Consider the following 18204-nt stretch of genomic DNA (forward strand, 5'->3'; position numbering starts at 1 on the left):
GATTAGATTGTTTGGGGAGGTGGCCTAAGCTTGCTTACTTATCATCTCTAGCCCTGATCCCTAACCTTTTTTTCCAAAGTTGACATGTTCAAGAAACATGAAATTTCAGTTGCACTATTTTCTCACTTGCAACATTCAAATTAGTACTGTATAGTTCTAGTTATGACAAAGGGAAAAATAATGAATCAAAAACGTGTGATTGAAGTAGCGGCAACATTATTTTTAGAAAAAGGATTTGCTTATACAAGCATGGATGAATTAGTACGTGTAAGCAAAGTCTCAAAATCTAATGTGTATTATCACTTCTCTGATAAGGAGGAATTGTTAGCAGGGGTCGTTGATTATTGGATTGAAACGTATCAGCGTGCAATGGATCAAATACTTTCTCAGAACCAATTATCAGTTGAAGATCGTGTCCAGATGTTTTTAGAGCATTTATCACAGGGAGTTCAGTCAAGAGAGTATAAGGGCAGCTGTCCATTTATTACTCTTTATATTCAAAGTCCTGCACAAGCTACACACATAAAAGAAAAAATAGGTCTCTTTTTTACAGGATTACAAATGAAAGTCTCTCTATTACTAAAACAAGGAGTAGAAAAAGGCGAGTTTAGAAATACGATTCATATTGACGAGGTAGCGGCACTTTTTATAACGAATCTTGAAGGAGCGCTGTTTCTTTCAGAAACATTGAAGGATGCAACTGTTATCATGAAAACAGCCAGCCAATTTTTCAACTTGCTTCGATAAGAGAAGCATTTTTTTTTACACTAAATTAGTACTACACAGTACTAAAAAGGAGAGCGAATGATATGAGGACAATATTTCTAACAGGTGGAACAGGTTTTATTGGGAGGCAATTAGTGGAGGAGCTTCTTAAAGAGGATGTTATGATTTTTCTTTTAGTGAGGTCAAAAAGTAAAGCAACACGTGCTTTTCAAGAAAAAGGTATTTTAAACGAAGCGGCCCTGCACTTTATTGAAGGTGATTTGACAAAAACAGATTTAGGTTTAAGTGATGAAGATAAGGATAGGGTATCGAACACGGATGTTATTATTCACGCAGGTGGACAAATGGATATTCAAGCGACACAGCAAGAGGCAACATCTGTATTTTTAAACGGCGCCAAGCATATCAGTGAATTCGCTAAAAGTATCCATCAATTGAAGGGCTTGCAGCAATTTATTCATGTAGTAGGATATATGTCCCCCTTTGATGATAATAATAGCAAGGTTGCGATTGATGTGTTTAAAGAAGGGCACGACTATTTAAAAATAAAGAATCCTTATGAAAAAACAAAATTCTTAGCAGATCTTTATATTCGCCAGCAGGCATCCGCAATAGGCTATCCGCTTTCTGTGATTAATCCACCAACTGTAGTCGGCAGCAGTAAAACAGGGAGTACGGAGCAAACAGCAGGCTTAGGCTTGCTTGTGGCGAGTATGCGAAGAGGGCTGATGCCATTTATTCCTGGAGGCAAGGGGTATAAATTACCGCTTATTTCAAACGATGAGCTAGCGAAGTTTATTGTTCAGGTTTTTAAGCTGGAGCAATCGTCTATTCAAACATATACACTTGTTCAAGACAACCAGCTTGATCCGGATATATCTGAATTATTAGAAGTTATGTCAGAAAGTATGAATATGGCAGCACCTAAAATCTCTGTGCCCATTCGCTTCGTGAAGGCACTTATGAAAAGTGGGATAAGTAAAATAACACAAATTCCATCTGATGGACTGAACTTTATTACAAATAGAAAGTTTCCAAATGATTCATCGAAAAAAGTCATGGGAGAAGATTGGTTTAATAAGACGGGGGTTATGAATTTTTTTCCAGTCGTAGTAGCGGATTTGGATTATCGCTTGATGAATCAAAATGACCAGCATAATCATGCATTTGAACGAACCTTAATCGGAAACACTGTGATTTATCAAATACAAGGAGAGGGTAAGCCATTTATTTTATTACACGGTTTGTTGAGTGATGGAGAGGATTTATTTCCTTTAGGATTAGAGCTTCATGAAAAAACTGGTCAACCCGTATGGATTCCAGATCTTCCTGGTTTAGGACGTTCCCCTTTTAAACGAGAGAAAAATCTTCTAGATCTCTATTTGAATTTAGTGAAAGAGTTATTGGGAAAAGCTGCTGATGGTGCACATTGGATTGGCCATTCCTTCGGAGCAATTATTCTGCTGGAAGCATTAGTGCGAGAGTACATAAATATGAAGAATACTATTACTTTACTTCAGCCCCCTGTTGCGAAAAGAAATTCTAAATCGTTTAATGTTCCTCAATTTATGAACAAATGGGCATTGAAGTTAGCAACTGCTAATTCAATAGAACGTTATTTAATTGGTAATGGTCTGTTTGAAAATACGGAGAGCATTCCGAAACATTATATTGCAAAAGTAAGCAGCAGCTTTACTTCGCCTAGAATATTAAATACAACTCTTCAGCTAAATCGTTTTCTATCGAAAGACTATCAAGGCGATTTCACCAAAGTACCAAGGTATAAGCTTCATATTATTTGGGGAGATCAGGATAGAAGCTATTCTGCTCCATTACATCTTGGTGAGATTGATGTTGTTCCATATGGTCATCATTTTCCTCTTAGCCATCCGAGGGAAACGGCTTCCTATATACTATGAAATTAATATGATATTTTCAAAATAGACCGGTCGGCACGCTACATCAATTCTAACCATAAACGGTAAACGTATACTGATTGATCCGATGTTGAGTGATGTGGGCAAACTTTCACCTGTGCCTTTAACTCGAATTTATCGTAGAAAGTAAATTGAGCCGAAATCAGCTTGCCAAGTTTCTGAAGGAACAACATCTGGAGGGCTCCGTTTGGGTTCCTGAAGACGGCGAGGTCGTTTCTTTTTGATTCTCCTTTCCTTTTTGAGCGTATACTCCGCGAGGTGAAAAGGTCAGCGATATGTATAAGGGTAAAGATCCTGTAGATGTAATTCTAAAGATTAAGACGGAAGAAATGCAAAAATCCACAATCTCATGCGGTTGTGGATTTACATGGTGGAGTCGAACGTTCCTGCATCCCTTTCCAGTAGGCCAATTCGTTTTTTGTTCTGTTAGAACTTATACGGTTTCGGGGTTATTTTAGCAATCCATAAGAAATGAAAGTCAGCCTTTGTTCTATAATGAAGGGGAACGTCTTAAGATTTGGGTCATGGGGAACGCTAGAAGCTAAGGCTAGAAGCCAAGGAGGCAAGGCAATGAACAAATTCCTGCTCGTATTCCGTATGGATATCACTACCCCGGAAGCGCAGCCTACGCCGGTGCAAATGCAAGGTTACATGGAGCAGTGGGGAGAATGGATCAACAGTCTTGCTGCACAGGACAGACTTGCAGCAGGCGGGAATCATCTATCCGCCGAAGGCAGAGTGCTGCGGCCCCATGGCATAACAACGGATGGACCCTACACTGAGCATAAAGAATCCATGGCTGGGTATATCCTGGTTAACGCAGTGGATATGGAGGAAGCGGTTCAGCTTGCGAAGGGCTGTCCGATTCTGCTCGGTGAAGGGACCAGTGTCGAAGTGAGACCCGTTGCCGGAATGTAGAACAGCAGACGTTCCAATGCACAACAACATTTAGGAGGGATCTGTAGTGCCGAAAATTGTCACGAATCTATGGTTCGATACGGAAGCGGAAGAAGCGGCGAAATTCTATACCTCAGTTTTTAAAAATTCCAAAATCTTGAATACCTCTTATTATGGAGAAGGCGGCAGACGTCCTGCCGGATTGGTGATGACAGTAACGTTTGTACTGGACGGGCAGGTCTACACTGCACTCAATGGTGGCCCGGAGTTCAAATTTACGGAAGCGATCTCGCTGATGGTGAACTGCGAAGGGCAGGAGGAGGTCGACGAGCTGTGGGAAAAGCTGTCCGAAGGCGGCTCGGAAGGGCCGTGCGGTTGGCTGAAAGACAGATACGGTTTGTCCTGGCAGATTTTCCCGGCCGAAGCGGGGAGATTGCTGAGTGATCCGGATCCTGTCAAAGCACAAAGAGTCATGCAGGCGATGCTCCAGATGAGCAAGCTGGACATTGCCGCGTTAGAGCGGGCTCGTGAGGGCAGCGGAGAATAGCTCTGAGAAATAGACAACTGGAATAGAAGTGAACAAAGAGCTGTCCCGCGAGTGATATGCTCCCCATATAGTAGACAGGTGAAATAATAAAAACCTGTTACTGTATGGGGAGCATTTTTATGGAACGAAAGAAGTTTACAGCATTCGCCGAGGAACTTCACATCGAAGCTATTCCGCGTAGCTATAAACACCTCGGAAATCCAATCCTTCCATTCTTTTTGCTCTATTTGAAGGAAGATACTCCATAATAGGTATAGTGAATTTATCGGGCCTGATCTATCTTGTTAACAGCATGAAGAGATATGGGGGAAGGGCTAGATCATCTTGTGGGAATCGCTGGGCGGTTTTACTCAAAACATACGAAAGGAATACGTCAAAATATAGAAGGTGAAATCCAACTGTACAAAGAAATTACATATATATATATATACGTACCAGGAAAGGTAGGGAGTTTTGCCGAACAATTTTGAAAAAGTTAAGTGTTTCCCGACTTCCTAACAAATGATGAGGGTGCAAGGAAACCCTTGTCCGATCTTATGTTGTATAGGGGCTAAATCAAGCCACCCGTAGAATGGGTGATACTGTGACTAACTTCAGTGGAGGTAATTATGACTAATAGTTTAAGGCGAAAAGCAAGAATTCTCAGTTCGCAAGTAAACGTAGTAAAGAAGGTTTTTATCCTCGTATTGGTTCTTGTATTTGGAACGAACACGTTAATGATTGCAAGTGCTAATACTCCCGTAAACGGAAGTACAGATTTCAATTCAGTTAGTGGACCGATCATCATATCTGGATCGTCTACTGGTCCAGGACTAATGGCTACTGATATTAATGGATATGATTTTCTGCTCAAGTCAAGCAGCGCAACAAATTGCTACATTGGTGCAGAATTCCTAACAGGTCAAACCAATCTTATCAGCGGAGCGACCAATGATGGAACTCCATTATCCTACATGGAAGTGTCTTCAAACAGCGGGAAAATATTTGATCTCCAGTCCGTAGATATTGCAATGTCTGGTGTAAGTTTGGGGACAAATGGAAATATTCAACTTATAGGATATGTAAATGGCTTAGCCGTTTCTGGAGCAGTCATGTCTCTAACTGTAACCGATGCATATCTTGGAGGACAACTTGTTACTTTTAATGTATCTTCCAATACTAAATTTGTAGGTATTGATAAATTTCGTATCCAGACCGATGGATCTTATCAAGTTACCGGGGCTTTTGGAATCGACAATATCAATGCAGTTAATTTCAGAAACACAAACACTGCACCTGTTTTTATTGGTGCAACAACCAGTTTTATCGTAAATCAGGATTCAAGTGCAACAGATATCAAAGGTCTGCTTCATGTAAGCGATATCGATCCCAGTCAGGTAGAGACATGGTCACCAAGTACGCAGCCAAATCATGGGACACTCAATTTCTTAAGTGCAACAGCAGCCAGTGGCAGTACTGATATTGCACCAGGAGGAACCATTACCTACACACCTGACAGCGGATATGCAGGGACTGACAGTTTTACTGTTCAAGTTAGTGACGGTACGTCAACTGCGACAAGGACAATTACAGTTACAGTGAATGCCAATCCGACCTACACCGTAACGTATAACGGAAACGGCAACACTGGTGGTACGGTTCCGACCGATAGCAACAGCTATCCGCAGGGGAACATCGTGACGGTGCTGGGGAACACCGGAACGCTGGTGAAGACAGGGTATACGTTTGCAGGCTGGAACACAAAGGCGGACGGAAGCGGCACCGACTACGGGGCGAATGCCACCTTCAGCATGGGAACGGCGAATGCCACCCTTTATGCGAAGTGGGCGGCCAATCCGACCTACACCGTAACGTATAACGGAAACGGCAACACCGGCGGTGCGGTTCCGACCGACAGCAACAGCTATCCGCAGGGGAACACCGTGACGGTGCTAGGGAACACTGGAGCCCTGGTGAAGACGGGCTATACGTTCGCAGGCTGGAACACCGCCGCTAACGGAAGCGGCACCGACTACGGGGCGAATGCCACCTTCAGCATGGGATCGGCGAATGCTACTCTCTATGCGAAGTGGACGTCCAATCCGACCTACACCATAACGTATAACGGAAACGGCAGCACCGGCGGTACGGTTCCGACCGACAGCAACAGCTATCCGCAGGGCAACACCGTGACGGTGCTAGGGAACACTGGAACCCTGGTGAAGACAGGCTATACGTTCGCAGGCTGGAACACCGCTGCTAACGGTAGCGGCACCGACTACGGGGCGAATGCCACCTTCAGCATGGGATCGGCGAATGCCATGCTCTATGCAAAGTGGACAGCCAATCCGACCTACACCGTAACGTATAATGGAAACGGCAACACCGGCGGTGCGGTTCCGACCGACAGCAACAGCTATCCGCAGGGGAACACCGTGACGGTGCTAGGGAACACCGGAACGCTGGTGAAGACAGGCTATACGTTTGCAGGCTGGAACACCGCTGCTAACGGAAGCGGCACCGACTACGCAGCGAATGCCACCTTCAGCATGGGCTCGGCGAATGCCACCCTCTATGCGAAGTGGACAGCCAATCCGACCTACACCGTAACGTATAACGGAAACGGCAGCACCGGTGGTACGGTTCCGACCGACAGCAACAGCTATCCGCAGGGGAACATCGTGACGGTGCTGGGGAACACCGGAACTCTGGTGAAGACGGGCTATACGTTCGCAGGCTGGAACACGAAAGCGGACGGAAGCGGTATGGATTACACGGTTAGCGGCAGTTTCGCGATGGGCTCGGCGAATGCCACCCTCTATGCGAAGTGGACGGCCAATCCGACCTACACCGTAACGTATAACGGAAACGGCAGCACCGGCGGTACGGTTCCGACCGACAGCAACAACTATCCGCAGGGGAACTCTGTGACGGTGCTGGGGAACACCGGAGCGCTGGTGAAGACGGGCTATACGTTCGCAGGCTGGAACACCGCTGCTAACGGAAGCGGCACCGACTACTTGGCGAATGCCACCTTCAGCATGGGCTTGGCGAATGCCACCCTCTATGCGAAGTGGACGGCCAATCCGAGCTTCACCGTAACGTATAACGGAAACGGCAGCACCGGCGGTACGGTTCCGACCGACAGTAACAGCTATCAGCAGGGGAACACCGTGACGGTGCTGGGGAACACCGGAACGCTGGTGAAGACAGGCTATACGTTCGCAGGCTGGAATACCGCCGCTAACGGAAGCGGCACCGACTACGCGGCAAATGCCACCTTCAGCATGGGAACGGCGAATGCCACGCTCTATGCGAAGTGGACGGCCAATCCGACCTTCACCGTAACGTATAACGGCAACGGCAACACCAGCGGTACGGTTCCGACCGACAGCAACAGCTATCCGCAGGGGAACATCGTGACAGTGCTGGGGAACACCGGAATGCTGGTGAAGACAGGGTATACGTTCGCAGGCTGGAATACCGCCGCTAACGGAAGCGGCACCGACTACGCAGCGAATGCCACCTTCAGCATGGGCACGGCGAATGCCACTCTCTATGCGAAGTGGACAGCCAATCCGACCTACACCGTAACGTATAACGGAAACGGCAGTACCGGCGGTACGGTTCCGACCGACAGCAACAGCTATCCGCAGGGTGATGTGGTGACAGTACTAGGGAACACCGGAACGCTGGTGAAGACAGGGTATACGTTCGCAGGCTGGAATACCGCCGCTAACGGAAGCGGCACCGACTACGCAGCGAATGCCACCTTCAGCATGGGCACGGCGAATGCCACCCTCTATGCGAAGTGGACAGCCAATCCGACCTACACCGTAACGTATAACGGAAACGGCAGTACCGGCGGTACGGTTCCGACCGACAGTAACAGCTATCAGCAGGGGAACACCGTGACGGTGCTGGGGAACACCGGAACGCTGGTGAAGACAGGGTATACGTTCGCAGGCTGGAACACCGCCGCTAACGGAAGCGGCACCGACTACGGGGTGAATGCCACCTTCAGCATGGGCTCAGCGAATGCCACCCTCTATGCGAAGTGGACAGCCAATCCGACCTTCACCGTAACGTATAACGGAAACGGCCACACCGGCGGTGCGGTTCCGACCGACAGCAACAGCTATCCGCAGGGGAACACCGTGATTGTTCTAGGGAATACTGGAACGCTGGTGAAGACAGGGTATACGTTCGCAGGCTGGAACACGAAGGCGGACGGAAGCGGCACCGACTACGCGACGAATGCCACCTTCAGCATGGGCACGGCGAATGCCACGCTCTATGCGAAGTGGACGGCCAATCCGACCTTCACCGTAACGTATAACGGCAACGGCAACACCAGCGGTACAATTCCGACCGACAGCAACAGCTATCGGCAGGGGAACACCGTGACGGTGCTAGGGAACACCGGAACGCTGGTGAAGACGGGCTATACGTTCGCAGGCTGGAACACAAAGGTGGACGGAAGCGGCACCGACTACGCGACGAATGCCACCTTCAGTATGGGCTCGGCGAATGCCACCCTCTATGCGAAGTGGACAGCCAATCCGACCTTCACCGTAGCGTATAACGGAAACGGCAGCACCGGCGGTACGGTTCCGACCGACAGCAACAGCTATCAGCAGGGGAACACGGTGACGGTGCTAGGGAACACTGGAACGCTGGTGAAGACAGGGTATACGTTCGCAGGCTGGAACACGAAGGCGGACGGAAGCGGCACCGACTACGCGACGAATGCCACCTTCAGCATGGGCACGGCGAATGCCACGCTCTATGCGAAGTGGACGGCCAATCCGACCTTCGCCGTAACATATAACGGAAACGGCAACACCGGCGGTACGGTTCCGACCGACAGCAACAGCTATCAGCAGGGGCACACGGTGACGGTGCTAGGGAACACTGGAGCCCTGGTGAAGACGGGCTATACGTTCGCAGGCTGGAACACCGCCGCAAACGGAAGTGGCACCGACTATGCGGCGAATGCCACCTTCAGCATGGGCTCGGCGAATGCTACCCTCTATGCCAAGTGGACAGTCAATCCGGCCTTCACCGTAACGTATAACGGCAACGGCAACACCAGCGGTACGGTTCCGACCGACAGCAACAGCTATCAGCAGGGGAACATGGTGACGGTGCTGGGGAACACTGGAACGCTGGTGAAGACAGGGTATACGTTCGCAGGCTGGAACACCGCCGCTAACGGAAGCGGCACCGACTACGCGGCGAATGCCACCTTCAGCATGGGCTCGGCGAATGCCACGCTCTATGCGAAGTGGACGGCCAATCCGACCTTCACCGTAACGTATAACGGAAACGGCAGCACCGGTGGTACGGTTCCGACCGACAGCAACAGCTATCAGCAGGGGCACACGGTGACGGTGCTGGGGAACACCGGAACGCTGGTGAAGACAGGGTATACATTCGCAGGCTGGAACACGAAAGCGGACGGAAGCGGTATGGATTACACGGTTAGCGGCAGTTTCGCGATGGGAACGGCGAATGCCACGCTCTATGCGAAGTGGACGGCCAATCCGACCTTCACCGTAACGTATAACGGAAACGGCAACACCGGTGGTACGGTTCCGACCGACAGCAACAGCTACCAGCAGGGGAACACCGTGACGGTGCTGGGGAACACTGGAGCGCTAGTGAAGTCGGGCTATACGTTCGCAGGCTGGAACACAAAGGCGGACGGAAGCGGCACCGACTACGCGACGAATGCCACCTTCAGCATGGGCTCGGCGAATGCTACCCTCTATGCCAAGTGGACAGTCAATCCGGCCTTCACCGTAACGTATAACGGCAACGGCAACACCAGCGGTACGGTTCCGACCGACAGCAACAGCTATCAGCAGGGGAACATGGTGACGGTGCTGGGGAACACTGGAACGCTGGTGAAGACAGGGTATACGTTCGCAGGCTGGAACACAAAGGCGGACGGAAGCGGCACCGACTACTTGGCGAATGCCACCTTCAGCATGGGAACGGCGAATGCCACCCTCTATGCCAAGTGGACGTCATCAAATGCGCAGTTGTCCAGCTTGTCAGTGGATCAGGGGACATTGACACCAGCATTTACAGCAGCAACTCTGAAATATAACGTGAATGATGTAGCTAATTCGGTTTCAAGCAGCAATCTTTCTTTTACCACAGCGGATTCCCATGCGACGTTTACCGTTTCGGGAGCCGTGTACAGTTCCCTAACGGGCAATATGTATACCTATAGAGCTAACAACTTACAGGTGGGCGCGAACCTGATTCAGATTAGCGTAATGGCCCCAGACGGTACTGGCAATACGTATATGGTAACTGTGAATCGGGAGGATGTATCAAGGCTACCATCACCGGGTGGTCCGCTGGCGGACAGTATAACGCCAACAGTGACACCTGGACCTACGAAACCAGCGGTTGATGTATTCAATAGCGGCATTGTTAATGTAATAAACTTAGTTAATGCTTTCGAGTCCAAGGTAGAGGAAGCTAAGAATTCTAATGTTAAGGTTGAATTTGCTGATACGAAAGGGCACTGGGCCGAAAAAACTATCGATACTTTCGTAAAGCTCCATGTGATTGAAGGTTACAACGATGGTACGTTCAAGCCGGATGGTGAGATCACGCGCGCTGAATTTGCAGTGATTCTGAGTCGGGTATTCGATATCAAAAGCGGCAACAATACTGGTGTTGCATTTAAGGACGTTGGCAGTCACTGGGCGAAAGGCGCCATCGAGAAGCTTGCAGAGGCAGGGGTTATCAGCGGCTACGAGGATGTTACGTTCAAGCCAGATAAAACAATCACCCGCGAGGAAATGGTTGTCCTTTTGTCCCGCATCTTAAACCTTAACAACGTAACGAAGGATACCACCAAAGGCAATTTCAATGACCTGAAGGGTTCCTATGCAGCAAACGAGATCAAAGCTGAAGCACAAGCTGGTATCATAAACGGCAAAGCAGATGGGAAATTTGATGCTAAGAGCAACGCCACACGCGCAGAAGCTCTGCAGATCATCCTGAATGCGCTGAAGCTCAACCCGCAATTGAAGACGCTGTTGGATTCACTTAACTAATGCCGGTTCTCCGAAAAAAAGGGACAAGTGTAATTTGGGGCTGTTGACAAAAGGGGCAACCCAAAAGTGGATTTTCTATGGCGGAAGGCAGTTCTCTTCATTCTTAAAACCACAAAAAGTGAGCAGAGCAGCGATTCTCCTGTTATTGAAGGATCGCTGCTCTGTTTTTTGGTCATGGGTGGCTTGCTTTAGCAGATTATGAGTAAGGGAAAGCCATCCTACCTCAAGCGTCACTTTCTCCATGCCGCGAAGTAGAAATCGCCGGAAGCCCCGGTTGCAGTTGTCCAAATACACTTTCCGGTTCCGTCATTCGACGCACGGCCAAGCGTAACCTTTCTCACTCCGTAGAATTTCCCGGCTGCTGCCAACACCGTAAGCGCCTAAGGTTTATAGTGCGTGCGGCCTTGGCTTTGGACGATTGGGACAGCTTGCGAGAAATGGAGCAACAGTGAGCAAATCATCGGCCGAATAAGAGTGAAACCAAAGAATGCGCCTTCATTCGCGGAGGGGAGGCGTTTTTGGCTTCTTTTGTCATCCCGGACGTTTTACAATAAATGCCCACAGGCGTAAGATTCAAATCAACAACCGAATGTAAGTTAACTGTTCTCATATGGCTGAATTCCGTAATTGGGAACGGGGGAACCAATGGTGAATGCGGCTTTTGCACAGTCAGCTGCCGCTCACCCGGGGTGAATCCCTGCTGCGTGCTGAAAAGCCGCTGTGGCAGGGTAGGGCAATCTCGCTGCCCGAATCCGTCAGCTAACCCCGTAAGCCTCGAAGAGAGAGGATGAGCGCCATGATCGATTAACCGACCACGGAGAGCCCTGCCGCTTCTGTGGTCTTTTTGTTGTGTGTGCAGGAAGGAAAGGCAGTCTGTACAAGGAACTAGAAATCTCATAACAACGATAATTAGAGACATTAAGGGTTATTTAAAATGCTCTATTATAAATGCTTCAAAGGGGGGATTCTTATCGTTACTGTATTTATCGTGTGCTTCTGGGTTGGACTAATACTCCTCCTCAGCGGCGGATTTCATGGGCATGGCCTGGCGGGTCATCTGCATGCGGGCGGCGGCGATGCCGGTGGACCCGGCTTTGTACCCATACTCCCTCTGATGGTGTTTGTCACAGTCTGGGGCGGTACAGGTTACGTGCTTGCCCGGTTCAGCGAAATGAGGATGCTCGCAGTGGTGCTGATTTGTACCGTGCTCGCTCTGCTTCTGGGCTGTGTGATGTATGCGGTGCTGGCCCGGGTGATGACCCGGTATGACAGCAGCATGAATGAACTGGATTACGAGCAGGCAGGGCAGCTCGGGTACATCAGTATCCCTGCAGCGGATGGGGCGGTCGGGGAAATGAAATATGTACTGCACGGAACCATGCGCTCCATTGGAGTACGGGCAGAATCCGGCCAGCAGCTTGATAAAGGCGACAGGGTTATTATTTTGAAGGTGAACAAAGGAATGGCGGCAGTCACCCTCTTCGAGAGGGATATCGATCAATTATAATTCACGGGGAGTGTCAATCTAAATGGTTATTCTGTATGTAATTGCGGCAATTGTTGTTGTTATTCTGCTGGCCTTGTTCAGTATCGTGAACTCTTATAAAAAGGTTCCGCCCAATCAGGCGATGATCGTCTACGGCCTTGGCGGAAAAAGAGTGGTCCAGGGCGGCGGGACGTTCGTCATCCCCGGCTTCCAGAACAATAAGACCATCTCCATGATGCTGATGAGCTTCGACGTCATCCCGGCGCAGGCGATGTTCTCCAAGCAAGGCATCAAGCTCAACCTGGAGGCGGTGGCTCAGATTAAGATAAAAAGCGATCCTACCGCTATTCTGACTGCCAGTGAGCAGTTTATCGACCGGCCGGAAGAAGACCGCGAGACGATTATCCTGCATTCGGTGGAAGGCCATTTGCGCGGCTTAATCGGACAATTAACAGTGGAATCCATTCTCAAGACTCCTGACGAAATCAACAGCAAGATGCGGGAGACCTGCTCGGAAGACCTCGACAAGATGGGACTTGAGGTAGTCAGCTTCACCATTAAGAAAATTACGGATGACAAAGGATATATCGACAATATGGGGGTTCCGGAAATTGAGCGCATCCGGCGGGATGCCAGCATCGCCAAGGCGGAAGCGGAACGCGACATTCAGATCAAGCAAGCCGAGGCGGAGAAAGAATCCTCCATTGCCAAAGCTAATGCGCATCAGGCCACCATTGAAGCAGGAACTGCCGCCCGCGCCAAGGAATCTCAGTTTGAGAAGGAATTGAACATTAAGCAGGCGGACTTTAAGCTGGAGACTGAAGTGAAGAAAGCACAGGCGGATCTTGCATACGAATTACAGCAGAACAAAATCAAGCAGTCGCTGGTTACCGAGCAGGTCAAGATCACGCAGATGGAAGCGGAGGCGAACCGGACCGTCCGGGAAATCGAAGTTGAGCTGAGACAGAAGGAGCTGGAGGCAACGGTGATCAAGCCTGCTGAGGCGGAGAACCAGGCTACGATCATGAGAGCGGAAGCCGCCAAGCAGCGGCAGATTCTTGAGGCGGAAGCAGAGGCAGCCACCACGACCAAACGGGGGCTGGCAACAGCGGAAGCAGAGCTGGCGAAAGGGAGAGCCAACGCAGAAATTGTTCAACTGGCTGGAGCGGCGGAAGCAGGGGCACTGGAGAAGAAAGCCGAAGCGTACAAACAGTTTACGCAAGCCGCACTCACAGTGGAATTCTTAAAAGTTCTGCCAGAGCTGGCTGAAAAAATCGCTTCCCCGCTGGCCAAGGTCGATAAGATTACAGTGATTTCACAGGATGGAGCTTCATCCGGGGTGAATAAAATCACCGGTGATATCGCTAAAATCATGGCTCAGGTTCCTGAATTGACCCAGTCGCTTACCGGCATGAATTTTACAGAGGCGCTCAGCGGGCTGCTTGGCCGGAATAAAGAGCAGTAATTCTATAGCGTTATACCATACTATAATACTTCCTACTCGTAAAACAGCGGGGGTGTCCCACTTAGGGGACATCCCTTATTTTGCTGCTCCCGAGAGCGTTACCACTCCACAATGTACTATCTCTTCTATGACAGTTATACTAAAACTACTATGTGATTTAGGATGAATAATTGGTGAATAAAGGGAGGATACATGATGATTAGAGCCACACAAGACAATGAATATGTTGAATTGACGAGTCCCACTCAGCTCCCCAAAGCTTCAGGGTTTCTATGGAACGAGAAGATGATGATTCACGTCAATTGCCGCGGATATGCGGTCGCGCAGTTTATGCAGCCAGAGCCTGCCAAGTATTCCTATGCGCCGAATCTGGAAGCGAAGACCTTCATGCAGCCGGAGCAGCCCTACTATGCCCATCATCCCGGCCGGTTTCTCTATGTAAAGGATGAAGAGACGGGTGAGATTTTCTCGGCACCGTATGAGCCGGTTCGTGTTCTGCCGGACCAATACACTTTTGCTGTAGGGAAACACCATATTGTCTGGAAGCTTGAGCATCTTGGCATTGCTGTGGAAATGACGCTCAGCCTGCCCAAAGACGAGGCCATGGAGCTATGGCGGGTGAAGGTGAAGAATCTCTCGGACCGGAAGCGGAAGCTCAGTATCTATCCTTATTTTACGGTGGGCTACATGTCGTGGATGAATCAGTCGGCGGAGTATCATGAAGAGCTGCAGGGAATGGTCTGTTCTGCGATTACCCCATATCAGAAATATCAGGACTATGCGAAGATCAAGCAGCTGAAGGACAAAACCTTCCTCCTGGCCGATCAGCCGCCGCGCGCCTGGGAAGCCAGCCAGGAAGCTTTTGAAGGTGAGGGCGGGATTGGCATGCCATCGGCCGTTCAGCAGGAGGAGCTCTCCAAAGGGGATGCCCGTTATGAGATGCCGCTGTGTGTCCTGCAATACAGTCTGGAGCTTGCGCCTGGTGAAGATAAGCTCTACCGCTTTATTTTTGGTCCGGCCAAAACAGAAGAGGAGATCGCGCAGATCCGCCAGCAGTATTTCCTAAATGCAGCTTCCGGCGGTGAGGATGGATTTGCTGCGGCGGAGCGGGAATATGCGGGATATATACAGGAGGGCAAAGGCTGCATCGAGATTAAGACGCCTGATCCTGAACTGGACAACTTTGTGAATCACTGGCTGCCCCGGCAAATGTATTATCATGGCCAGACCAACCGCCTGACGACAGACCCGCAGACCCGGAACTATCTCCAGGACAATATGGGAATGAGCTATATCAAGCCACAGATGGCAAGAAATGCGTTTCTCACGGCGTTAAGCCAGCAAAATGCAAGCGGTGCCATGCCGGACGGAATCATTCTGCATGAAGCGGCTGAGCTGAAGTACATCAATCAGGTTCCGCATATGGATCATTGTGTCTGGCTGCCCATTTGTCTGAGCACCTATCTGGATGAAACGAATGATTACACCATTCTGGAGGAAGAGGTTGCTTTTGCGGGCGGGGAAGAGACGGCTACCGTATATGAACATATCAACCGGGCGATGTTCTGGCTGATGGAGGCAACGGATGAGCGCGGCTTGAACTATATCGACCAGGGCGACTGGTGTGATCCGATGAACATGGTGGGCTACAAAGGCAAAGGCGTCTCCGGCTGGCTGACCATGGCATCTGCTTATGCCTTCATGATCTGGGCGGATATCTGCGCTACAAGCGGACGGCCGGAGATGAGCAGGAAGCTTGCTGCGGCAGCGGATGAGGCGAATGTGGTCATTAATCAATATCTGTGGGACGGCAACTGGTATGCCCGGGGAATCACCGATGATAACGTGGTATTCGGCATCAGTAAGGATACGGAGGGGCGTATTTTCATTAACCCTCAGGGTTGGGCTCTGCTGTGCGGGGCTGCGGATGCCTCGAAGCAGGAGAAGCTGATGCGTGCGGTCAAGGAGCAGCTGGAAACCCCTTATGGTCTGGAAAAGCTGTCGCCATCCTACACCGCCATGCGTGAGGATGTGGGCAGAGTCACGCAGAAGCATCCGGGAACCGCCGAGAACGGGGCGGTGTATAACCATGCAGCAGCCTTTTATATCTATGCGCTTTACGCCGTGGGTGAACCGGATGATGCCTTCCGCCTGCTTCGCAAAATGATCCCCGGACCAGACCCTCAGGATCTGATCCGACGCGGCCAATTGCCTGTGTTCATCCCCAACTATTATCGGGGGGCTTACCGACAGTTTCCGCGTACCGCCGGACGTTCCAGCCATTTGTTCAATACAGGGACGGTGCCATGGGTATACCGCTGCCTGATTGACGGTCTGTTTGGGGTACAGGGGAATGAGGAGGGAATCCGCATCCATCCTCAGCTTCCTGCACACTGGGAAGAGGCGTCGGTCAAACGGAGCTTTAGAGGGGCCGATCTGCATGTTGCGATGAAACGGGAGGCGGGTGTGACTGCTGTAGAAGTGTATGTAAACGGCAGCCGCATCGAAGATGGCATAATCAAGAATGTGGAAGCTGGCAGGGTATACGACGTTTTGGTGAAGCTGCCACCTCAATAAACCGATATAATAGGGAGCCACAGAAAAACTCCATGAAGGGAATTACCTAAGCTTGAGAACGACCATTACAGCTTTCTTTTCCAGAGCCATACCCTTGTTTCTCATTGCGGCAGCCTACTTTTTGTCTACCCGTACGAATGCCATGTCTGATTCACAGCTGGCGGCGGCGAGTCTTTCTCCGTATGTTATTTTTGGCGTGGGGGCCATATTATCCTGGAAGTTTAACCGTAGCCGGGAATTCTACATTCTGATTATTCTGGCGGTTTGCCTGGCCTCCACAACCTATTTACCGGAAATTCCGGGTATGGCAATGCGGAAGGAGGATATCTATTCTATTATCTGTCTGGTGATTCCATTGAACATTGCGTTGTTTTCGTTTTTTAAAGAGCGGGGCATCATCAGTTTATGGGGCAGCCTTCGGATCGCTCTGATCTTGGCAGAGTGCCTGTTTCTGTTCTGGCAGATGAAATCAGGGGACAGCAAATGGCTTAATCTATTGAATACAGATGTTGTACCTGTAAATCTTCACGACGTCACTCCCATACCGCAGCTGTCTGTTATTGCATTTGTCGTCACTTTAGCTATTCTGCTAGTCAGGTTAATCGTATACCGGTCCTCATCACAGGAAATTTCATTCATCAGTGTCCTGCTAGCCATGTTTTACGTGCTGGATCAGAGCAGCAGTCCGCTGCTGTATTCGATATTTTTTGCCGTTTCAGGGGTGGTTCTTATTCTTTCGATCATTCAGGATTCGTATTCGATGGCTTTTTCCGATGAGCTTACCGGATTGCCTTCGCGGCGGGCGCTCAAGCAGGACATGATGAAGCTGGGCTTTAACTATACCATTGCGATGCTGGATATTGATTTCTTCAAAAAATTCAATGACACCTATGGACATGATACCGGAGATGAAGTGCTAAAGCTGGTGGCATCCACCTTACAGGACGTTACCGGCGGCGGGAGAGCCTTCCGCTATGGCGGGGAGGAATTCACGATTCTTTTTCCGGGGAAAAACATCAATGATGTGCTCCCCCATCTCGAAGAGCTGCGGGACAAGATATCCAAGCGGGCCTTCACCCTGCGCGCCAAAGGCAGATCCAAAAGCAAATCCAAAAAAAGATCTGCCAGCACAAAAGCCACTAAGCAAATCTACATAACTGTAAGCATCGGGGTTTCTCAGAAGAACGAGAAGTACAAAACCACGGAAAGCGTAATGAAATCAGCGGACACCGCCCTATACCGCGCGAAGAAAAAAGGCAGGAATTGTGTGAGTAAATAGAGGGGGGCAATTACGTCTGGAGTGGCTGGCGGACATCGACGCAAAATTTGGTATAAATATACGATAGAGCCAAATCGGGCTACATTATTTAAGAAAGCGAACAGCGGATAGGCGGATAGCCTCTCTTCGGCGGTTCGCTTTTTTTATCTATGAAAATATGTATATTCATAAATGAAAACATCACATAACGTTTACATTAATAATTTAATAGTTCGTGATAGAAACCTACATC

Annotated in this window: 9 protein-coding genes, 1 pseudogene and 1 riboswitch; of the genes and pseudogenes, 9 read left to right on the top strand and 1 reads right to left on the bottom strand. The window is 49.5% G+C overall.

What is annotated here, in order from left to right; all coding sequences use genetic code 11:
* Nucleotides 1-180 precede the first annotated feature (180 nt).
* The 5 genes from A3842_RS19665 (at nucleotide 181) to A3842_RS33385 (ending at nucleotide 11165) form a co-directional block, all read left to right on the top strand.
* Nucleotides 181-747, top strand: a complete 567-nt coding sequence (locus tag A3842_RS19665) for a TetR/AcrR family transcriptional regulator (RefSeq protein WP_074084354.1) — start codon at nucleotides 181-183, stop codon at nucleotides 745-747.
* 62 nt (nucleotides 748-809) lie between these two features.
* A complete protein-coding gene (locus tag A3842_RS19670) occupies nucleotides 810-2645 on the top strand; it encodes an alpha/beta fold hydrolase (protein WP_074102465.1) in 1836 nt (611 codons plus the stop codon).
* Nucleotides 2646-3233: 588 nt separating this feature from the next.
* Nucleotides 3234-3581, top strand: a complete 348-nt coding sequence (locus A3842_RS19675; RefSeq protein ID WP_074102466.1) for a YciI family protein — start codon at nucleotides 3234-3236, stop codon at nucleotides 3579-3581.
* Between the two features lie 46 nt (nucleotides 3582-3627).
* Nucleotides 3628-4107 carry a VOC family protein gene (locus A3842_RS19680; protein WP_074102467.1) on the top strand — a complete coding sequence of 160 codons (480 nt, stop codon included), beginning with the start codon at nucleotides 3628-3630 and terminating at the stop codon, nucleotides 4105-4107.
* Nucleotides 4108-4823: 716 nt separating this feature from the next.
* Entirely contained in the window at nucleotides 4824-11165 is a 6342-nt protein-coding gene (locus A3842_RS33385; protein WP_256701768.1) for an InlB B-repeat-containing protein, read from the top strand.
* Between the two features lie 180 nt (nucleotides 11166-11345).
* Here A3842_RS33385 and A3842_RS33910 read toward each other — a convergent pair.
* Nucleotides 11346-11525: pseudogene (locus A3842_RS33910) on the bottom strand (transposase); the annotation flags it as partial.
* Between the two features lie 242 nt (nucleotides 11526-11767).
* A riboswitch (cyclic di-AMP (ydaO/yuaA leader) is annotated at nucleotides 11768-11954 on the top strand.
* A gap of 145 nt (nucleotides 11955-12099) precedes the next feature.
* Here A3842_RS33910 and A3842_RS19690 point away from each other — a divergent pair.
* From A3842_RS19690 to A3842_RS19705, 4 genes are all read left to right on the top strand, one after another.
* Nucleotides 12100-12672, top strand: a complete 573-nt coding sequence (locus tag A3842_RS19690) for an NfeD family membrane protein (protein WP_074084359.1) — start codon at nucleotides 12100-12102, stop codon at nucleotides 12670-12672.
* A 22-nt stretch (nucleotides 12673-12694) separates the two neighbouring features.
* Nucleotides 12695-14116: a flotillin family protein gene (locus tag A3842_RS19695; RefSeq protein WP_074084360.1), complete on the top strand. Its 1422-nt coding sequence runs from the start codon at nucleotides 12695-12697 to the stop codon at nucleotides 14114-14116.
* Between the two features lie 195 nt (nucleotides 14117-14311).
* Entirely contained in the window at nucleotides 14312-16693 is a 2382-nt protein-coding gene (locus tag A3842_RS19700) for a GH36-type glycosyl hydrolase domain-containing protein (protein WP_074102469.1), read from the top strand.
* A gap of 52 nt (nucleotides 16694-16745) precedes the next feature.
* Nucleotides 16746-17972: a GGDEF domain-containing protein gene (locus A3842_RS19705; protein ID WP_074102470.1), complete on the top strand. Its 1227-nt coding sequence runs from the start codon at nucleotides 16746-16748 to the stop codon at nucleotides 17970-17972.
* The last annotated feature ends 232 nt before the right edge of the window (nucleotides 17973-18204 follow it).

This window comes from Paenibacillus sp. P3E (assembly GCF_001909045.1).
Lineage (GTDB): Bacteria > Bacillota > Bacilli > Paenibacillales > Paenibacillaceae > Paenibacillus_AQ > Paenibacillus_AQ helianthi.

Bases quoted from the DNA above. Each gene is read 5' to 3' on its own strand.
- A3842_RS19665 (WP_074084354.1), top strand. From the start codon at position 181: ATGAATCAAAAACGTGTGATTGAAGTAGCGGCAACATTATTTTTAGAA.
- A3842_RS19670 (WP_074102465.1), top strand. From the start codon at position 810: ATGAGGACAATATTTCTAACAGGTGGAACAGGTTTTATTGGGAGGCAA.
- A3842_RS19675 (WP_074102466.1), top strand. From the start codon at position 3,234: ATGAACAAATTCCTGCTCGTATTCCGTATGGATATCACTACCCCGGAA.
- A3842_RS33385 (WP_256701768.1), top strand. From the start codon at position 4,824: ATGATTGCAAGTGCTAATACTCCCGTAAACGGAAGTACAGATTTCAAT.
- A3842_RS19690 (WP_074084359.1), top strand. From the start codon at position 12,100: ATGCTCTATTATAAATGCTTCAAAGGGGGGATTCTTATCGTTACTGTA.
- A3842_RS19695 (WP_074084360.1), top strand. From the start codon at position 12,695: ATGGTTATTCTGTATGTAATTGCGGCAATTGTTGTTGTTATTCTGCTG.
- A3842_RS19700 (WP_074102469.1), top strand. From the start codon at position 14,312: ATGATTAGAGCCACACAAGACAATGAATATGTTGAATTGACGAGTCCC.